Origin of the sequence: Rossellomorea sp. y25, from assembly GCF_038049935.1 — a bacterium.
GTDB lineage: Bacteria > Bacillota > Bacilli > Bacillales > Bacillaceae_B > Rossellomorea.
On record NZ_CP145886.1, the window covers coordinates 2,295,588 to 2,311,973 of the forward strand.

Annotated in this window: 21 protein-coding genes and 1 pseudogene; 17 read left to right on the plus strand and 5 right to left on the minus strand. The window is 38.6% G+C overall.

What is annotated here, in order from left to right; genetic code table 11:
- The first annotated feature begins 29 nt into the window (after positions 1-29).
- Positions 30-413 carry a VOC family protein gene (locus AAEM60_RS11405; protein WP_299736870.1) on the plus strand — a complete coding sequence of 128 codons (384 nt, stop codon included), beginning with the start codon at positions 30-32 and terminating at the stop codon, positions 411-413.
- Between the two features lie 612 nt (positions 414-1,025).
- Here the strand turns inward: AAEM60_RS11405 and AAEM60_RS11410 are convergent.
- Positions 1,026-1,532: a GNAT family N-acetyltransferase gene (locus AAEM60_RS11410; RefSeq protein WP_299736872.1), complete on the minus strand. Its 507-nt coding sequence runs from the start codon at positions 1,530-1,532 to the stop codon at positions 1,026-1,028.
- Between the two features lie 239 nt (positions 1,533-1,771).
- Between AAEM60_RS11410 and AAEM60_RS11415 the strand changes: the two genes are divergently transcribed.
- Positions 1,772-2,419 carry a pentapeptide repeat-containing protein gene (locus AAEM60_RS11415; RefSeq protein WP_341357946.1) on the plus strand — a complete coding sequence of 216 codons (648 nt, stop codon included), beginning with the start codon at positions 1,772-1,774 and terminating at the stop codon, positions 2,417-2,419.
- A gap of 181 nt (positions 2,420-2,600) precedes the next feature.
- On the plus strand, positions 2,601-3,056 hold the full coding sequence (locus tag AAEM60_RS11420; RefSeq protein ID WP_341357947.1) for a GNAT family N-acetyltransferase: 456 nt from the start codon (positions 2,601-2,603) through the stop codon (positions 3,054-3,056).
- A gap of 77 nt (positions 3,057-3,133) precedes the next feature.
- On the opposite strand, the gene AAEM60_RS11425 is transcribed toward AAEM60_RS11420, so the two are convergent.
- The gene (locus AAEM60_RS11425; RefSeq protein WP_299736878.1) at positions 3,134-3,625 is read right to left on the minus strand and encodes a sigma-70 family RNA polymerase sigma factor; all 492 of its coding nucleotides are present in this window, start codon (positions 3,623-3,625) and stop codon (positions 3,134-3,136) included.
- Positions 3,626-3,987: 362 nt separating this feature from the next.
- Here AAEM60_RS11425 and AAEM60_RS11430 point away from each other — a divergent pair, with 362 nt between their 5' ends.
- Positions 3,988-4,287 carry a hypothetical protein gene (locus AAEM60_RS11430; RefSeq protein WP_341357948.1) on the plus strand — a complete coding sequence of 100 codons (300 nt, stop codon included), beginning with the start codon at positions 3,988-3,990 and terminating at the stop codon, positions 4,285-4,287.
- A 73-nt stretch (positions 4,288-4,360) separates the two neighbouring features.
- Here the strand turns inward: AAEM60_RS11430 and AAEM60_RS11435 are convergent, their stop codons facing one another.
- The gene (locus AAEM60_RS11435) at positions 4,361-5,416 is read right to left on the minus strand and encodes a serine hydrolase domain-containing protein (protein ID WP_341357949.1); all 1,056 of its coding nucleotides are present in this window, start codon (positions 5,414-5,416) and stop codon (positions 4,361-4,363) included.
- Between the two features lie 154 nt (positions 5,417-5,570).
- On the opposite strand from AAEM60_RS11435, the gene AAEM60_RS11440 reads away from it, so the two are divergent.
- The 4 genes from AAEM60_RS11440 (at position 5,571) to AAEM60_RS11455 (ending at position 8,059) form a co-directional block, all read left to right on the plus strand.
- Positions 5,571-5,936 carry a VOC family protein gene (locus tag AAEM60_RS11440; protein ID WP_299736884.1) on the plus strand — a complete coding sequence of 122 codons (366 nt, stop codon included), beginning with the start codon at positions 5,571-5,573 and terminating at the stop codon, positions 5,934-5,936.
- Positions 5,937-6,066: 130 nt separating this feature from the next.
- Positions 6,067-6,522: an NUDIX domain-containing protein gene (locus tag AAEM60_RS11445; RefSeq protein WP_341357950.1), complete on the plus strand. Its 456-nt coding sequence runs from the start codon at positions 6,067-6,069 to the stop codon at positions 6,520-6,522.
- A gap of 92 nt (positions 6,523-6,614) precedes the next feature.
- Positions 6,615-7,106, plus strand: a complete 492-nt coding sequence (locus AAEM60_RS11450) for a GNAT family N-acetyltransferase (protein WP_341357951.1) — start codon at positions 6,615-6,617, stop codon at positions 7,104-7,106.
- 275 nt (positions 7,107-7,381) lie between these two features.
- Positions 7,382-8,059: an HAD-IA family hydrolase gene (locus tag AAEM60_RS11455; RefSeq protein ID WP_299736892.1), complete on the plus strand. Its 678-nt coding sequence runs from the start codon at positions 7,382-7,384 to the stop codon at positions 8,057-8,059.
- 132 nt (positions 8,060-8,191) lie between these two features.
- On the opposite strand, the gene AAEM60_RS11460 is transcribed toward AAEM60_RS11455, so the two are convergent.
- Positions 8,192-8,815 (minus strand): class I SAM-dependent methyltransferase, encoded by a 624-nt coding sequence (locus AAEM60_RS11460; RefSeq protein ID WP_341357991.1) that lies wholly within the window; start codon positions 8,813-8,815, stop codon positions 8,192-8,194.
- Between the two features lie 113 nt (positions 8,816-8,928).
- Here AAEM60_RS11460 and AAEM60_RS11465 point away from each other — a divergent pair, with 113 nt between their 5' ends.
- The 8 genes and pseudogenes from AAEM60_RS11465 (at position 8,929) to AAEM60_RS11500 (ending at position 15,037) form a co-directional block, all read left to right on the plus strand.
- Positions 8,929-9,276, plus strand: a complete 348-nt coding sequence (locus AAEM60_RS11465) for a LysR family transcriptional regulator (RefSeq protein WP_299736894.1) — start codon at positions 8,929-8,931, stop codon at positions 9,274-9,276.
- Between the two features lie 9 nt (positions 9,277-9,285).
- On the plus strand, positions 9,286-9,840 hold the full coding sequence (locus tag AAEM60_RS11470) for a LysR family transcriptional regulator substrate-binding protein (RefSeq protein ID WP_299739532.1): 555 nt from the start codon (positions 9,286-9,288) through the stop codon (positions 9,838-9,840).
- A gap of 455 nt (positions 9,841-10,295) precedes the next feature.
- Entirely contained in the window at positions 10,296-10,571 is a 276-nt protein-coding gene (locus AAEM60_RS11475; protein ID WP_299736896.1) for a helix-turn-helix transcriptional regulator, read from the plus strand.
- Positions 10,572-10,609: 38 nt separating this feature from the next.
- Complete coding sequence (locus AAEM60_RS11480) at positions 10,610-11,884, plus strand: MFS transporter (protein WP_341357952.1); 1,275 nt, start codon at positions 10,610-10,612, stop codon at positions 11,882-11,884.
- Positions 11,885-12,104: 220 nt separating this feature from the next.
- A complete protein-coding gene (locus AAEM60_RS11485) occupies positions 12,105-12,785 on the plus strand; it encodes a serine/threonine protein kinase (protein WP_299736900.1) in 681 nt (226 codons plus the stop codon).
- Positions 12,786-12,801: 16 nt separating this feature from the next.
- Positions 12,802-12,927: pseudogene (locus tag AAEM60_RS11490) on the plus strand (MFS sugar transporter); the annotation flags it as partial.
- A gap of 155 nt (positions 12,928-13,082) precedes the next feature.
- Positions 13,083-14,156, plus strand: a complete 1,074-nt coding sequence (locus tag AAEM60_RS11495) for a nitronate monooxygenase (RefSeq protein ID WP_341357953.1) — start codon at positions 13,083-13,085, stop codon at positions 14,154-14,156.
- A gap of 191 nt (positions 14,157-14,347) precedes the next feature.
- Positions 14,348-15,037 carry a hypothetical protein gene (locus tag AAEM60_RS11500; protein WP_299736904.1) on the plus strand — a complete coding sequence of 230 codons (690 nt, stop codon included), beginning with the start codon at positions 14,348-14,350 and terminating at the stop codon, positions 15,035-15,037.
- 35 nt (positions 15,038-15,072) lie between these two features.
- Here the strand turns inward: AAEM60_RS11500 and AAEM60_RS11505 are convergent, their stop codons facing one another.
- Positions 15,073-15,552 carry a hypothetical protein gene (locus AAEM60_RS11505; RefSeq protein WP_341357954.1) on the minus strand — a complete coding sequence of 160 codons (480 nt, stop codon included), beginning with the start codon at positions 15,550-15,552 and terminating at the stop codon, positions 15,073-15,075.
- A gap of 94 nt (positions 15,553-15,646) precedes the next feature.
- Between AAEM60_RS11505 and AAEM60_RS11510 the strand changes: the two genes are divergently transcribed.
- Entirely contained in the window at positions 15,647-16,234 is a 588-nt protein-coding gene (locus AAEM60_RS11510) for a vWA domain-containing protein (protein WP_299736907.1), read from the plus strand.
- Positions 16,235-16,386: the final 152 nt, after the last annotated feature.

Consider the following 16,386-nt stretch of genomic DNA (forward strand, 5'->3'; position numbering starts at 1 on the left):
TGAAACATACTTTAAAAGGAGGGTTTGGAATGATCAGCAAAGTCGGTCAAATTATGGTGTACGTGAATAACCAGGATGAAGCCGTGAATTTTTGGATTGAAAAAGTAGGTTTCACTGTCATAGCGGAAGAAGGTAATGGTCAAGGAATGAGGTGGATTGAAATTGCTCCCTCTAAAGATGCGGAAACAAGTATTGTTCTCCATAATAAGGAATTAATCGCTCAAATGGAGCCTGAATTAAATCTTGGCACGCCTTCCTTAATGCTGTTCTCAAACAATCTGGATGAATTATATAATAGCTTATCAAATAAAAATATAACAGTCGGAGAAATAGTGGAAATGCCTTCTGGAAGAGTGTTCAACTTTGCAGACCATGAAGGTAATTACTTTGCGGTTATGGAGAAAAGTAACTAGAGTTTGAAGAAACTAATTAAATGGTGATGCATCTCTTTGCTTTATCTAAAAAGAGCCTGGGACAAAACTAAAATGCCACGATGTAATGACGAACAATAGAAGTATAGGCTCTTAATAACGCTAATGATTTCCGTGCAAGACTACGCTTTCCGCGGGTAGCTCGTGAGCCTCCTCGGCAAGCCTGCGGGAAGAAAAGCGGAGGGGCTTTGTTCAGAGGCGGGGGGCATAAGTCAAATCGTCCAAGAAGGCGTTCTTTGCCTTCTTGGACGATTTGACTTATGACATGTTCCTCTAAGCCCCGGAGCTGGACGGGTCTCACATAAGCTACTTTTCCCGCAGGAGTCTTCGTCTTGCACTCCAATCAACCGCTGGAACAGCTAAAATCAAATGTATCGAAATAAATAATAAACCCGAACAAATCCACTTTCTAGGGAGCAGATTTGTTCGGGTTTTATTTAGACTAAAACACTTTTGTCCCGGCCTTTTTTTATTAACAATATTATGCAAGTAATCAACAGCGCTTCTGGTTCGATCATTAAACACAAGTTCTTAACCCGTGTATGGATCTCCTGGTTGCACTAACTGCCTTGTGACATTTTTCTATCTTAAATACTAGGTGTCTAAACCATATTTTTTCAGTTCTTCTGTATCATTTGGAAGAGTCACGTAACCTTCATGGTGCATACCCAGTTTTTCTAACAATCTAGAAGACGAATCATTGTCCTTCGTCGTGATCGCTGCGAGTCGTTTTATACCTAGTTTCTTGGCAAATTCCAATGTACCCGTCGCGGCTTCATAGGCATATCCCTGTGATTGATAGTGTGAGAGAAATGCAAAACCGATATCCACATCTTCAAGACCTTCCCGTTTAATTAACCCGCACAAGCCAATCGGAGCCTTCTCTTCCTTGTGTTCCGTCAAGAATAGCCCGAATCCTTCCCGCTCATACATTGCTCTCGGTCCATTCATAATATAGTCCATGGCATCATCCAGTGTACGAATCCCCTTGTCACCTATGTACTGCAGCCATCCAGGTTCATTTAGTAATTTCATAATGAATTCAGCATCTCTGATTTCTACCCATCGGAGGATGAGTCTTTTTGTTTCTATTACTTTCATATAGGTCACCTCTTCTAGTATCTTTTACATTTATTTTAACTTGAATGATGAAAAGAATCTATTTCAACTCAATGAATAAAAAGTTTTAATGCTCGGATTCTTTTTGAATGATAATGAAGAGAAGTGCTGCCTCCAATATTATTTTGCGAGACACACTCACACCAAAAATCCAAGACTACCATTCAAGTTTGTACATGCTATAGTTTCCTTATAACGAATGAGATAGATGAGGTGTAATCATGACAAAAAATTTCAAAATGGAAGCTCCTAAAATCCCAGCTCGATTGGAATCAGCTAATTTTCAAGATGTATATTATGAAGAAGATCCATTTCTATCTAATTGCAGGATAGAAACTGCAAGGCTTGATCAAGAAGAAATCGATCAGCTCGTTTTATCTAAAATTGTCTTCAAAAATGTGTCTTTCATAGGTGCGTCTTTTCCAAGAGTGGATATGACCGATGTCGTGTTTGAGAACTGCGATCTATCAAATGCAAACTTCCGTGAGGGGATCATACATCGAGTGACGTTCAAAGAATGCAAGTTAATGGGGGTTGATTTTTCTGAAACCAATCTGGTGAATGTCACTTTTGATGAATGCCTTGCGAATATGACTGACTTTGTCGAAGCACGTTTAAAACAGGTGAAGTTCATTCAAAGCTCCTTGCAGCATGCAAACTATGCAGACTGCAAGCTTGTGAAAGTGAAATTTGATCTATGCGATCTGAATGAGATTGAATTTACTCAAACAATACTTAAAGGAATTGATATAAGTACTTGTACATATACACGAATCAATGTTTCACCTGAAAACTTGTTTGGTTGTGAGGTTTCACCTGAGCAGGCCATTGGGTTTGCAAGTTTGTTGGGGTTGAAGGTGAGAGAATAAAAAAACTGCCTTCCATATAGAAAATAATGGTATAATATCAAGTCTGAAAATTCCAAAAAACTTTCTTGGTTTGAGGAGGGCTTCAATATGACAATAACAGAAAGCCTGATTTAGGTGGAACAACATGGGGATGTCGCCTAATTAACAGGCTTGCTCCCCGCATATTGGAAGGGGAAAATGAATGAATACAAACAGTGTTAAAATAGTAGAATTAAACACAGATAATTGGTACGATTGCTGTCAGTTAGAAATATGTGAGGATCAGCAGGCTTTCATCGAGTCAAATGCGGTATCAATTGCACAATCAAAATTCGAGCATACCTTAAAACCATTTGCCATCTGTTTTGATCATCAAGTGGTTGGATTTTTAATGTACAACTCAGTACCAGAAGAACTCGATGCTCACTGGGTTTACAGAATCATGGTGGATAAAAACTATCAAGGGATGGGAATCGGTAAGGCGGCAACTATCCTGATGATGGCTGAAATGACTAAAACCCTTGATGCAACTAAGATTGTTGTGGGGTATCACCCTGATAATAAAGGTGCCCATCGATTATATGCCAGTCTGGGATTTATTGACCAAGGAGATAGATTTGGCAGGGAAATGGCTGTTGTGAAGGATTTGAAAATCTAAATAAAACATTTTGGAAAGGCCAAGTTTAGAAAAGTGGCCTTTCTTCATTACCCAAAAAAAGTACAATCGTTTAATCTTTAGTAATCTTTTATATCCAGCATTCCCTGAATCTTCTCCTTCGCTCCCTTTCGCCACTTTTTTACAGCGGAAATCGATACATTTTCTGCCTTGGCAATTTCACTAACGGTCAACATATGCATACATGTATACAACACCCATTTTCTCTGATTTTCAGTTAAACCATGACAGTAGGAGAGAAGCACTTCATGGGCCAGCTGAACATTCGCTTGCTCATCCTCGATAATCTCAAAAAAGTCCGCCTCTTTGAAAATACTTTTCTCTTCATTCCGATATTCACTGGTTAATTGAGATAATAATCTTCCGCGTACAAATGAATAAGCATAAGCTGGGAAGGCACCCTTTTCAGGATCAAAATTTTCATGGGCCTCCCAAAGAGCTATGAGTCCGGTTTGATAATATTCAGACTTATTTTTGTATATGTGCAAAGAATGAATCAATTTATGAATCATTAAATCATATTTTGCATGAAGCTCTTCAAATGGTTCCATTACAGTTTCCTTCTGATCGACGCGCCTCTCTATGAATTCCTAGGTAGGTTAACCTTACAAAGGAAAAGGGGGGCGGACAAAAGAGAAAGATAGCCGTTTCACCGTGATGAACGTACAGAAACTGGTAGGTCAAAAACTATTTTCACTTTAGGAAACATCCTATTTTCTCCAAGTTTGTTATGGAAATGTAGATTGATACGGGTTAATCAACAGGTGAAGGCAGATGCAGGTAACTTACATATGGAATGAAAAAATGATGAGTTTATTTGGAAAAGATTCGTGATCACGGACGAACTTTCACGTTTACCTCATACACTTCTTAGGCAATACTAGAATCAATAAAACCCTTAAGGGGGGATACAATGCCACGCAAAAGTGCTTCCTCAACTGAGAAAACGGAAGAACAGATACAGGAAAAAGAAAATGTCGATAGACTTGAACGGATGCTGGCAGCTGTACTGAACTATTTATCCGATGACGAGATTGAGGAAATTGACATTGAATACCTCCTGACAAATACGGAAGATCTTCGTGACTGGTGGGAACATTACAAGGAGAAAAACAAAAAACAGATTGAAGACGAAATAAAAAAGTCTCTAAACAAGTTGACTCTTGAAGAATTAGAAAATATCCGGATGCAAATCCGGGAGAAAAATGGCTGAGCCATCTTGATTCAGCCCTCAAAAAAACGCTCAGATAATCCTCTGGGCGTTTTTCTTTAATTAAATTGGAAATTTATTTATCACACTCAAAAACTTCTCGATACAACTGACCCGCAATCGAAACAACCCCAACTGGCATCTGATTTACGATTACGGTCAAAAGCACTTCATGATCAGGATAATAGAGTGTCACTGATTCGTATCCATGAATTACACCCTGATGACCAACTGCTTGTACCCCATTAGCAAATGTAAATTGTTGCAACCCGAGTCCATAGGATTGCATCGTATCATCGGTTTCGTGAAAATGCAGCATCTCTTTCCTAGATTCCTCTGATAAAAGCGTGCCATTGAGAACAGCCTTCATAAACGTTTGTATTTCAAAAGGGGTAGAAACAAGAGCTCCTGCAGTCCAAGTGATGGATATATTGAGTTTATTTATTTCTGTCACTTCTTCAGAAAGCTCTGTCATATCTGGAGTTGCTTTAGAATGACCAGTCGCAAATGGATGTCTTAGTTCATTCGTTAGAGGAAAATACGTCCTTTTTAGTTGAAGCGGTTGGATAATCCATTGATCGATTACGTCTTCAATTGACTTCCCTGATAATTTTTCCACAATCATACCAAGCACGATATATCCTGTATTGGAGTAGTGATATTCAGTGCCGGGTTCAACTTCGAGATCATGGTTGGCAATCAGTCTAACGAGACTTCGAGGTGGAAAGATATCTTGAAGACTGGAAACGGCATGTTGGATAGATTTCGTTCCTGCAACATCCACCCAGATGTAATCCTTTAAACCACTTCTATGTTGAAGCAAATGACGTACGGTTATTCGACTGCCATGGGCGAGGGTACCTGGTAAGATGGATTCCACCGTTTGGTCAAGTGAGAGTTGTCTATTTTCCTGTAGTTTCAAAATAAGCGTGCTGATAAAAATTTTTGTAATGCTTCCCACACGTTGGTGATCATCAGGCTCCAACTGTAAATATGACTCGGATTGTCGAACTCCAACTGCTATTAAATGGTCCTCACCAGTTGAATCAGTCAAACAAACTGACATGCCGGGAAGCTGGTGTTTCTCACATAGTGAGTGGACCGTATTTTCAAGAATACTGTGATCTATCAAAGAAATCATCCTTTCTAGCAATATTTTTTAAGGAACTCTTTATAAAAACGGATATATCTTCCCCCATGAGGAAAAATCCTGGACGCAAGCAGGATTTGTGCCTGTACATATTGAAATTTATTCTAGTAATGTAACAGAAATGGAGGGAATCACTATGATAAAAAGCCCTATAAAGAACAAAGTGAAATTGGTGTTTATTCCTGTAAGTAATATAGAAAAGTCTAAAGAATGGTACTCCAAAATGCTCGGAATTGATGAGGGAAAAGAACATTTCGATCATCTATTTGTAGCCGATATGGATGGGGCTGGTATGATCCTTGACACCATGCCCATGTGGAGAGACGAAACTGGTAAACTTCCAAGGCTGAATTTCCCGGCCATTCAATTTGCTACGGACGATATTCATGAATCGTATCAATTTATGAAAGACAACGGTGTGGAATTGGTAACGGCTATTGAAAATAATCAGTACTTCGTGTTTAAAGATCCTGATGGGAATTTGCTGATGGTTTGTAAGTAGGAATACGTTTAATAGGTCGGGAGGTTCATGGTATAATCTCCCGACAAGATACCAATCACTATATTCCATCGTTTATTAACGATGTTTTATACATATGAGAAACTATGACAAATAGAAGGGAAAATAGTCCATGCCGATTCGAAATTCTGCAAAAGCGATCATCATGAAAGATAACAAAATCCTGCTAACCAAAAACAAAGACGAAAATGAATTCTTTTATCTCTTTCCAGGAGGTGGGCAGGAACACGGTGAAACGCTTCATGAAGCTTTAAAGAGAGAATGTATCGAGGAGATTGGAAGTGAAGTGGAGATAGGAGAACTCGTACATATTCGGGAGTATATCGGCAAGAACCATGAGCATGCTTCATTTGACTATGATGTTCATCAAATGGAATTTTATTTTAAGTGTACCTTAATGAATTCAGAAGAAAAGGATCCGATTCCAACAAATCCCGATAGCCATCAAGTGGGTGTCGAATGGATTGATTTGAATGAGCTGATGCAGTATAGGTTGTACCCTAAAAGGATCATTGACTATCTTGGTAACGATCAAAATTCATTAATATATCTTGGAGATATCAACTAAAGAATCATGCTCTTGATGACAAACTCTGAGCATGGATTTACTCACCCATTAAATGATCAGTCGTTACTGTATCCAAACGAAAGAGGGAGACCATGATGATCATCAAAAATCTTGTCTCACTTGAATTCTACAATGAAAATCATCATATTCGATTAACAGACTATCACCTATCTGAAGAACAGCTTCAATACACTTCGTTGCCGTTACCTGCAATTGCTAAGTGCAATGAAGAAACAGAAAGATACCCGATCGTTATTCTTTATAAGGGGGAACCTGCTGGTTTCTTTGTGCTCCATGGTTGGGATGGAGTTAAAGCATACTGGGATAACCAGGATGCCATCTTAATCAGAGCTTATTCAATTAACCCGAAATTTCAAGGCAAAGGGATTGCTTCTGAATCACTAAAAGCACTTGATCCTTTCATAAATCAACACTTCCTTAACAAAAAAGAAATAATATTAGCTGTCAATCATCAGAATGTTCAGGCTCAGCATGTATATAAAAAAGCAGGATTTCATGATACAGGGATAAGAGTGATAGGCAGGAATGGGGAGATGTTTATTATGCATAAGATACTGGAATAGTGTCAATTCGCTGATATATTTGAATTTCCGCTGATAAAATCGGGATTTCGCAAATATATTGAAAATATCGCTGATAAAAATCGATTTTCGCTGATAAATGAACAGGTAAGCCTAAAATATATAGTTTAAGGAAGGAATCGGCGCCACGAAATCATTAATTACCAAAAAAATAGCTGAGATGACGTAATAACCCCTTTCTTTGGACGAATCTGCTACCTCTTTGAGGAAATATAACCTATATTGAATAAGACGATAGGAATGGAGGATACCCCATCATGATCCAAGCGGCCATCTTCGATCTGGACGGAACCCTGCTGAACAGAGACGCCTCTGTATATGAATTCATCAGTAACCAATATGAACGCCTGGATAAATGGCTAAGACATATCCCGAAAGAATCGTACATAACCAGATTCATTGAATTAGACAAGCGCGGATACGTCTGGAAAGATGAGGTGTACAAGCGGCTTATCGAGGAATTCACCATCCCTGAATTAACCTGGGAAGGACTGCTTGAGGATTACATCAGTGAATTTAAGCATAGCTGTGTACCTTTTCCACATTTACATAATATGTTGGATGAATTAAAAAAGAAAAATATCAAACTCGGAATGATCACAAATGGCTTTGGTCAGTTTCAAATGGACAACATCCTAGCTCTTGAAATAAAAGCTTACTTTGACGAAATTCTTGTTTCAGAATGGGAAGGCTTGAAAAAGCCTGACCCAAAAATTTTTAAGCGGGCATTAGTAAGGTTGAATTTAAAACCTCATGAATGCATCTTTATCGGGGATCACCCTGAATATGATGTGTATGGTGCTCAAAAGGTGGGGATGAAAGGTATCTGGAAGAAAGACCCTCACTTAAGCCATGCGGAATCAGCAGATGGGGTGATTGATGATTTGATGGAGTTGCCGGAATATATTGATCATCTAAATAACAATAGAAGGTGAAATCATCCGTCCAATTAACTCCATACAACCCAAATTGGAAAACCTTATATATACAAGAAGAAGCGAAAATCATCCATGCAATAGGTCCGTCCCTCATAGGAATAGACGTCATTTTGGTAAATGGTTTCTAAATTAAATTTGTTTATTCGCCACAATTGCAACGGTATTATACCCTCTGGAAAGGGGTCCTTCTAATAAATCAATATTTTTAAATCCCCTGACTTTCATAATAGGGATAAGTTCTTCTAATATCATTCTTTGAATATTCGTCCAAGGTATACCGTTTTTACCGTCACTTAAAGTAATGATCAAGGAACCTCCTGGTTTCAACACTCGATATATTTCATTGATTGAGTCTTGGAAAGAGTCCCAAAAGTAAACTGATTGAATGCTATAGACCTTGGAATACATCAAGTCTTGAAAAGGAAGACTTTTAACATTTCCAAACACAAATTCTGCACGACTATTGTTTATGTTTACTCTATTTCGAAATCTTGCGGATGCAAGTGCGGTCTGGGATAAATCAAAACCGACTACTTTGTTAACGTTTGAATCCCTTAATGCCTTATTCACGGCATATCCAGCACCACAGCCAAGTTCCAATACACAATCGTTATCCTTCAATTTAAGCAATTCCAACGTCCACAATGTCTCAATTCTATGTTGATGAACCATTTTTTCACCAAAATAAACTCCGAGTAAACCCTTCGGTGTTCTATATTGTTCATCAACCAGAGCAATTAGTCGTTTTTTCATCAAATGTGTTCCTCCTTTTATATGAGTAACTAAATTATAATGTCCGATTCATTTATTACACAATACAATATAAGTTATATTTAGTATTAGTAATTCTTATATGAGGTGAAAAGATGGACCTTAATCAATTACAGGCATTCGATCATGTGGTAAGGCTCGGAAGTATCAGCAAGGCTGCGCGGTATCTCGATCTTTCTCAACCGACTATCACACTAAGAATACAGGGCTTAGAGAAGAAAGTAGGGGGCCCGCTTTTCACTCGAGTTGGAAGAACGGTTGAATTAAGTGAATTAGGAAAAGGATTTCTACCTTATGCTAGACAAGCGTTAGAATCTCTTCAAAAAGGGGTGGAAAGAGTACAGTCTATTCGAGATGGAAAGGTAGGGCACGTAATGATAGGGACTCTTCCAACCTTCACGACAGGTATATTTTCTTCATTTATACAGAAAGCACATGCATAATTTCCTGATATTTCAGTTGAAATCCACACTGGACATAACCAACAAATCATTGAAATGCTTTATGACGGTTCCGTTAAGATGGGATTTATAACACATCCATACTTTAATACAGACTTGAATAAATATTGGATTTGGCGGGCACCTCTAAAACTTGCAGCTCATTACGCTCATCCGCTAGTTAATATGATGAAGAATAAAACTCTCTCTATTATAGATGTATTCCTGGGTAGTAAGCCTTTTATTGTGGTTGATTGGAATCACGAAAGCATTCATTGGCCAAAAGCACAGTTGCAACCTGGAACAGACTATATCGAACTACCGCCTTTAACCGCATTGGATTTTTTGGAAAATGGAATAGGGGTTGCTTTATTAACAGAAGACATAATCTCAAAATCCGATACTATTGTTGAATTAGAAGTCGAAGAATTCCCAGGAGTAAGCAGGGAAATAGCAGTCGTCGGTTTAGTCTCAGCAGAATCATTACCAACTTCATATAATACTTTCTTAAAACTTTTAACAAAATACGTATCCAAGGAAGAATATCAATTTTTTGAAGAAGGATAATATCAATTTTTCTATTAAGATTCACGATAATATGCTATGTACAAGTTATGGATATAAGCAATTGAATTTCGGTTAGCTGGCATTAATTTCATAAAAGATATTAAAATGGGAGAATGAGGCTGGGACAAAAGTGTTTTAGTCTAAGTAAAACCCGAACAACCATGCCTGCTATCTAGCAGGCATGGTTGTTCGTCTTTACATCGTGGGATTTTAGTTTTATCCCAGGCTCATTTTCCCTTCTATTTTTTTTAATACGTATATATTCTTCTCTGTAACTCAATAATACTCACCTCATCCAAAAGTCGTACTTGACTTTCAACCGATCTTACCATGAAGACTTTCCGATATAACCGTATATTGAAAATAAGAAAAGTATACGATTTCCCTTGAAAATATGTAGAAATTTCTTTATATTTAGTAAATATAATTTTACCAAATGTTGGAGGGTTCAACTTATGAAGGACATAAAGAAACTGTGTAACTCCATAAATAATTGTTTTGTAAGAGATGACTCTCATACTGGCAAATTACATATGGGTGAAATCGTTCACATTCTGCGTGTGAAATCTCAATTAACACAAGAAGAATTAGCTCAGAAAGCAAACGTGTGTGCTCAAACGATTAAAAGACTTGAAGGAGGAAAGGGAAAAGTAAGTGACATCACTTGTCGATCCATATTTGAAGCACTTGGAGTGAAAATTACTTTATTAACAGAGCTTTTAGATAAATAAAGTAACTAGATGTGTAATAGACAGAGAGAAGGAATAGTATGAGATTTAGAGATTTCCATAAAAATATAAAAATACGCATAATTGAAACATTTATGAGCCGTTTTATTGGGAGTATGATTTTCCCGTTTATGTCCATCTACTTAGCTGTTCACTTTGGAGCGAAGGTGGCCGGGCTTCTACTTCTGATCAACGTGTTTGTTGGAATAGGAATCAATTTTCTTGGAGGGTACTTTGCAGATCAATTTGGTCGGAAGAAGATCATGTTATTTGCAGAGACACTCAGGTTTCTAGCCTTTCTAACCATGATGGTTTGTAATTCTCCATGGTTTGAATCTGCACCGATCACCTTTAGCATGATGACGATTAACAGCATTTGTTGGGGACTCGCTGGACCAGCTAATCAGGCAATGATGATTGATGTAAGTACACCCCCTCAACGAAAGCTGATGTATTCGATTACGTATTGGGCAAATAACCTGTCCATCGCGATCGGTGGAATCATTGGTGCCTTCTTATTTAAAGATTACCTGTTCGAGCTGTTCCTTGCCCTAAGTGTAGCATCTGCTGCCATAACCGCTTCATTGGTTGCCTTCTTTATTAGTGAAAGCTATGCACCAGTGAATTCTGAGCTGACACCTTCCCAACACGTTAAGCAATTAATATCAAACTACGGGAAAGTAATGCATGACAAGCTATTTGTCCTCTTTACGATCGCAGGCATTCTTATTCTATCAATGGAGTTCCAGCTAACCAATTATATCGGAATTCGATTAACCGAAGAAATGCCCTCTCAACAATTCCTTTTATGGCAAATTGACGGAGTACAGACGATGGGAATTCTCAGAAGTGAAAATACGATTCTAGTCGTAATTCTCATGTTGTTTGTGACAAGGATCCCACACTCGTTACAAGACAAAACTGTTTTAGTTTGGAGCTGCTTCCTATTCACGGTTGGGTATGCTTCTCTCGCTTATTCCAATAATTTATTTATCCTGTTCCTGATGATGAGCATTCTAACGATTGGAGAAGTATTCCGAGTGCCTGTCGAACAATCTTATATGGCTGCCATTCCACCTGACGATGCCCGTAGTTCTTATATGGCCTTCAATGGATTGAAGTTTAACTTATCCATGCTGATTGCCTCTGTGACGGTCACGCTTGGTGCAATACTACCATCAAGCATCATGGCGGGAATCATCCTTGCAATCGGTCTTGTCGGGACACTCATATTAAAGATCATTTCACCTGAATTGGATAGAAGAAAAGAAGGTGTGGAGTTGAAACAACAGGCTGATGCTGCGAAAGTAGGTTAATGTAATGTATGGGAGGCGTGATTTTGGCCACCTACAAGCTTCTAACAAAAGTTAACTGTAATGATGAATCTCTGTCATTACATACAGCTGTCTAAAATTTCTAGCAAATTATGAAGGTGCAAAATTGATATCATGGCTTAGTAGGTGCTATATTATTCTGAATAAGGTATCGATTCCAATCATACCTTTAATAGAGTTCAACTTAACGAAGGGAGAACATATGGATAATATATGGGAAGCAGCCATACCATCTCTATCTCAAGTTACCGTATCTTCCAATCTTAATAATGAACCTGTCACGATCCACGGTGGCGATGATAGTCTAAGATGCATCGGTGTCGGGACGGATGCAGCGGTCTTTCAATCCATCTATGCTCCAGATTATGCATTTAAACTGTACGCCGAGGATAAAGGATCGAAAATTAAAATAGAAGAAAAAGTGTATAATGCAATTGGAGGTTCCCCATACTTCTCAACATGCTATGCAGCTTATGACAAGTTTCTCGTTCTAAGTTACGAACAAGGGCCAACTTTATTCGATTGTCTGCTCCAAGGAATTCATATTCCAGAACAAGCAGTTCAAGACGTGGAGGATGCTAGAAAATATGTTCGTGATCAAGGTTTGAATCCCCGTGATATCCATTTAAAGAATATATTGCTTCAAAATGGAAGAGCGAAAATTATAGATGTGTCAGAGTACGTCCTCCCTGGAAATGATTTCAGATGGGAGCATCTAAAGAAAGCATATGAGGATCATTACAACCTCATAGACGGAAAAGCCGTTCCATTTTGGTTACTTGAAACGATTCGAAAATGGTATAACTCCTGGAACAAGCATTTCACCTCCTATGAGGAATTCATGAAAATTGTGTTAAAGTTTACTTCATTTAAAAAAGACTAAAAAGCGCTCAGAGCTATTCGTGGGTGGAATTATTGTAGACGGGATCGGGCTCATCCACACTCCATGGATCGGAAGCATCATGGTTTTAGGAGCCGTGCTGCTAACTGCTTGTTTGCATGGGTTAGAAAGAAGATCTGCTTAATGAAAAAACATCACTATTTATTGTAAGGCGGCATTCATTGCCGCCTCTTTCTATAGAAGAAAGAAAGAGAGAAATCAATTGTACATGAAGGATCAATTTGACATAATTTATTTATGCTTCAATTTTATGTATTACAAGAATAAGGAGGGGAAACCATGTGGAATCAAAACAGCGTTTCTAAAATTCTGGGCACTCACTATCCCATCATCCAAGCAGGAATGGCTGGTGGAGTCACTACTACAAATCTGGTATCTGCCGTCTCAAACTCGGGAGGATTAGGAACCTTGGGAGCAGGATATATGTCCGCTGATGATATGAGACTAGCGATCAAAGAAATAAAAGATCATACGAATCAGCCTTTTGGGGTGAACTTATTCATACCTGAATCACCAATAGTCAATGATGAACAAATTACCAACGCCCAAAGATTAATAGAGCCTTTTAAAAAGGAATTACACCTAACGGACAACAGCTCATTTTCAGAGATGCAAATCGATTTTGAAAAGCAGCTAGAAGTCATCTTCAATGAAAAGGTACCTGTTTGCAGCTTCACGTTCGGCGCCCCATCTAAAGAACTTGTGTTAGAGTTAAAAAAGGAAGGAACCATCGTGATCGGCACCGCGACGACTGTTGAAGAGGCAGTGATCAATGAAGAGAGCGGAGTAGACATCGTTGTCGCTCAAGGGAGTGAAGCTGGTGGGCATCGAGGCACGTTTCTAGGCTCATGTGAACACTCAATGATCGGTACCTTTTCTCTTGTTCCCCAAGTTGTGGATGCCGCAAGCATACCTGTGATAGCTGCAGGAGGGATTATGGATGGAAGAGGCGTTATTGCAGCACTTGCTTTAGGGGCAAAAGGAGTCCAAATGGGAACTGCTTTTCTTACATGTAAAGAGAGTGGGGCTGGGGCTATTCATAAAAGGGTTGTTTTAGAATCATCAGAAACCCATACGGTCATCACAGCTGCCTTTAGCGGGAAACCTGCTCGAGGGATTGAAAATAGATTTACTAGGGAAATGCAGGAATTCGAGAGCCTATTACCTCCGTACCCCATACAAAATGCGTTAACGAAAAAAATGAGAAAGGAAGCTGGGAAACAAGGAAATCCAGAATTCATGTCCTTGTGGTCTGGACAAAGCCCAAGGCTTAGCAGGGATATATCTACTAAAGATCTGCTTGAATCCATCGTAAGTCAAGTAGGAAAAACAATTGGAGAATTAAAAAAATAAACATTTTCCATTTCTGTTACTACTTATAAACTCTCCATAGTCCCAATTTCACAAATCCTATTTTCCAAATATTAAACCTTGTAATCATTTCTAGCAAAGGTATAATTTTGATATAAGGAAAGCGTTTTTATATTTATCTTAAATTTTCCGAATAGTTAAAATGCATAAGGCGCGTTTTTTAGGAGGTTCAAATGAGAGAAATATTACCAGGTTCTGTACTGTCTCATATTCAGTATGGTTACCAAAAAGTTCCTAAGAAAGTCAAAAGTCAATGTCCAAGCTGTTCTAAGACAAGTGAATTTCTTCTGAAGGCCAATTTTTATCAAGTGAACAAAACAGGATTGTTTGCAGATGCAAATTGTTCAGAATGTAAGAAACCTGCTCTATTCGTTATTATGCTTAATGATGACTCGCTCAATCGGAGAGAGGAAGCTGGCCTTTATATTTATGATCCCCTGGCAACGAACGGACCGTTGGATCAGATTCAAGGAAACAAACGCATTCCACAAGACCTCGTCCGATCATTTCGATCCGCATTAAATGTCAGCCAGTCGAAGGATAACTCTGCTACAGCCGTCATGTCTAAGCGTGTCCTCGAGAGTGTTCTGAAGAATTTTAATGGGGACAAAGTAAACGGGCAATCCTTATCGGAACAATTCGATCAGTTACCCAAAAATGTCGACCTTACAAAGCCAATCCAGGCGCTGAGTCACCTTGTTCATCCAAACTCTCCCTTTTATGAAATGCTTGAATTGGAGAGAGAAATTGACGATGAAACAGCCGTCTTATTGATGGAATTATTAGAAGGCCTCATTGAATACTTATTTGTTCTTCCAGAAAAAATCGAAACATTACAAGAAAAAATCGAAAAGAAATATTAGTAGAAGTAGAGTGCCTTTTCTAGCACTCTACTTTTTTATAGTGGTTTTAACTTAAGGGAATACAGTGCCTGATTCACGTCATCGATGTCATAGATTTTCTTCTCTAAACAAAACTGAATCACGAGATCGAATCGGTCGCTGTCTGAAAGGGGGAAACCGGCGGCACTCAACATATCAAATGTTTCTTCCTCCGACAGTTCAAGAGAGAGACACAGGGCTACCACTGTCCGTTTACTCGGCTTGTAATCAGGGATCGATCTGATTTTCGAAAAGTGCTTGCGGTCGACTCCTGCTTTTTTGTAGATGGAAGCATCTGTCTGACCCTTGCCATCGATGTGCTGAAACAACCTCTCTGAAAAAGACGTTGATTGATGCAGCTCAATAAAATCTTCCAGCTCACTGGAATAAATCTTATCACTTAAGAAGTGTTCTTCTTTTTGTATATCATATATCCGTATTTTTCTATTTGTTTCCACGAAATCATGAAGTTCCTGCAAAATCTTTTCATTAAGCATCCGTTCACCTCCAAAATGTCGCTTACGAGGCGACCCATTTCTTACTATTCGTGTTTATGATTATATCAGAAACAATAAGAGAGGATGGAAAAAAATGAATACTGACTCTACTGAAATTATATTCCTGTTAGACAGAAGCGGATCAATGAGTGGCCTTGAAAGTGATACGATTGGAGGATATAACTCTTTTATTGAAAAGCAGAGTCAATTACCGGGTCAAACCCTCGTTACTACCGTTCTTTTTGATGATAAGGTTGAGCAATTATGGAGTGGAATGGAGGGTGATAAGGTAAGGCTCACACAAGAGGAATATTATGTTAGGGGGAGCACTGCTCTGATGGATGCTATCGGAAAAACGATTCTCGAAGTAGGTCATCGCTTATCCAATCTTGAAGAAGTTGATCGACCGGGTAAAGTCATTTTCGTTATCACAACCGATGGTATGGAAAATGCGAGCGTTGAGTTTTCGGCCAATACGGTGAAGGACCTCATTAATCATCAACAGGAACGATACAATTGGGAGTTCATTTTTCTTGGAGCCACCATCGATGCTACGGAAGAAGCCTTGAATATTGGGATTGACATTGAAAACTCCTATCAATTTGAAGCTTCTGCTAAAGGTGTTGAAAAAATGTATGATATTGTGAGTGAGGCTGTGTTTGAGAAAAGGAGTGGGTATTGATATTAAATTAGGGATCTCATCTATCTATTAGATGGGATTTTTTCATAATAGAAACATTTGAAGTCCTTTATAATGAATTCGCCGTTATATCTTATATTTCGCCGATAAAACAAGGATTTCGCCGTTATATTTGAGATTTCGCCGATAAAATT

What these genes read in the sequence shown, in the direction of transcription:
- AAEM60_RS11405 (WP_299736870.1), top strand. Translation starts at nt 30, where the DNA reads ATGATCAGCAAAGTCGGTCAAATTATGGTGTACGTGAATAACCAGGAT.
- AAEM60_RS11410 (WP_299736872.1), bottom strand. Translation starts at nt 1,532, where the DNA reads ATGAAAGTAATAGAAACAAAAAGACTCATCCTCCGATGGGTAGAAATC.
- AAEM60_RS11415 (WP_341357946.1), top strand. Translation starts at nt 1,772, where the DNA reads ATGACAAAAAATTTCAAAATGGAAGCTCCTAAAATCCCAGCTCGATTG.
- AAEM60_RS11420 (WP_341357947.1), top strand. Translation starts at nt 2,601, where the DNA reads ATGAATACAAACAGTGTTAAAATAGTAGAATTAAACACAGATAATTGG.
- AAEM60_RS11425 (WP_299736878.1), bottom strand. Translation starts at nt 3,625, where the DNA reads ATGGAACCATTTGAAGAGCTTCATGCAAAATATGATTTAATGATTCAT.
- AAEM60_RS11430 (WP_341357948.1), top strand. Translation starts at nt 3,988, where the DNA reads ATGCCACGCAAAAGTGCTTCCTCAACTGAGAAAACGGAAGAACAGATA.
- AAEM60_RS11440 (WP_299736884.1), top strand. Translation starts at nt 5,571, where the DNA reads ATGATAAAAAGCCCTATAAAGAACAAAGTGAAATTGGTGTTTATTCCT.
- AAEM60_RS11445 (WP_341357950.1), top strand. Translation starts at nt 6,067, where the DNA reads ATGCCGATTCGAAATTCTGCAAAAGCGATCATCATGAAAGATAACAAA.
- AAEM60_RS11450 (WP_341357951.1), top strand. Translation starts at nt 6,615, where the DNA reads ATGATGATCATCAAAAATCTTGTCTCACTTGAATTCTACAATGAAAAT.
- AAEM60_RS11455 (WP_299736892.1), top strand. Translation starts at nt 7,382, where the DNA reads ATGATCCAAGCGGCCATCTTCGATCTGGACGGAACCCTGCTGAACAGA.
- AAEM60_RS11460 (WP_341357991.1), bottom strand. Translation starts at nt 8,815, where the DNA reads ATGAAAAAACGACTAATTGCTCTGGTTGATGAACAATATAGAACACCG.
- AAEM60_RS11465 (WP_299736894.1), top strand. Translation starts at nt 8,929, where the DNA reads ATGGACCTTAATCAATTACAGGCATTCGATCATGTGGTAAGGCTCGGA.
- AAEM60_RS11475 (WP_299736896.1), top strand. Translation starts at nt 10,296, where the DNA reads ATGAAGGACATAAAGAAACTGTGTAACTCCATAAATAATTGTTTTGTA.
- AAEM60_RS11480 (WP_341357952.1), top strand. Translation starts at nt 10,610, where the DNA reads ATGAGATTTAGAGATTTCCATAAAAATATAAAAATACGCATAATTGAA.
- AAEM60_RS11485 (WP_299736900.1), top strand. Translation starts at nt 12,105, where the DNA reads ATGGATAATATATGGGAAGCAGCCATACCATCTCTATCTCAAGTTACC.
- AAEM60_RS11495 (WP_341357953.1), top strand. Translation starts at nt 13,083, where the DNA reads ATGTGGAATCAAAACAGCGTTTCTAAAATTCTGGGCACTCACTATCCC.
- AAEM60_RS11500 (WP_299736904.1), top strand. Translation starts at nt 14,348, where the DNA reads ATGAGAGAAATATTACCAGGTTCTGTACTGTCTCATATTCAGTATGGT.
- AAEM60_RS11505 (WP_341357954.1), bottom strand. Translation starts at nt 15,552, where the DNA reads ATGCTTAATGAAAAGATTTTGCAGGAACTTCATGATTTCGTGGAAACA.
- AAEM60_RS11510 (WP_299736907.1), top strand. Translation starts at nt 15,647, where the DNA reads ATGAATACTGACTCTACTGAAATTATATTCCTGTTAGACAGAAGCGGA.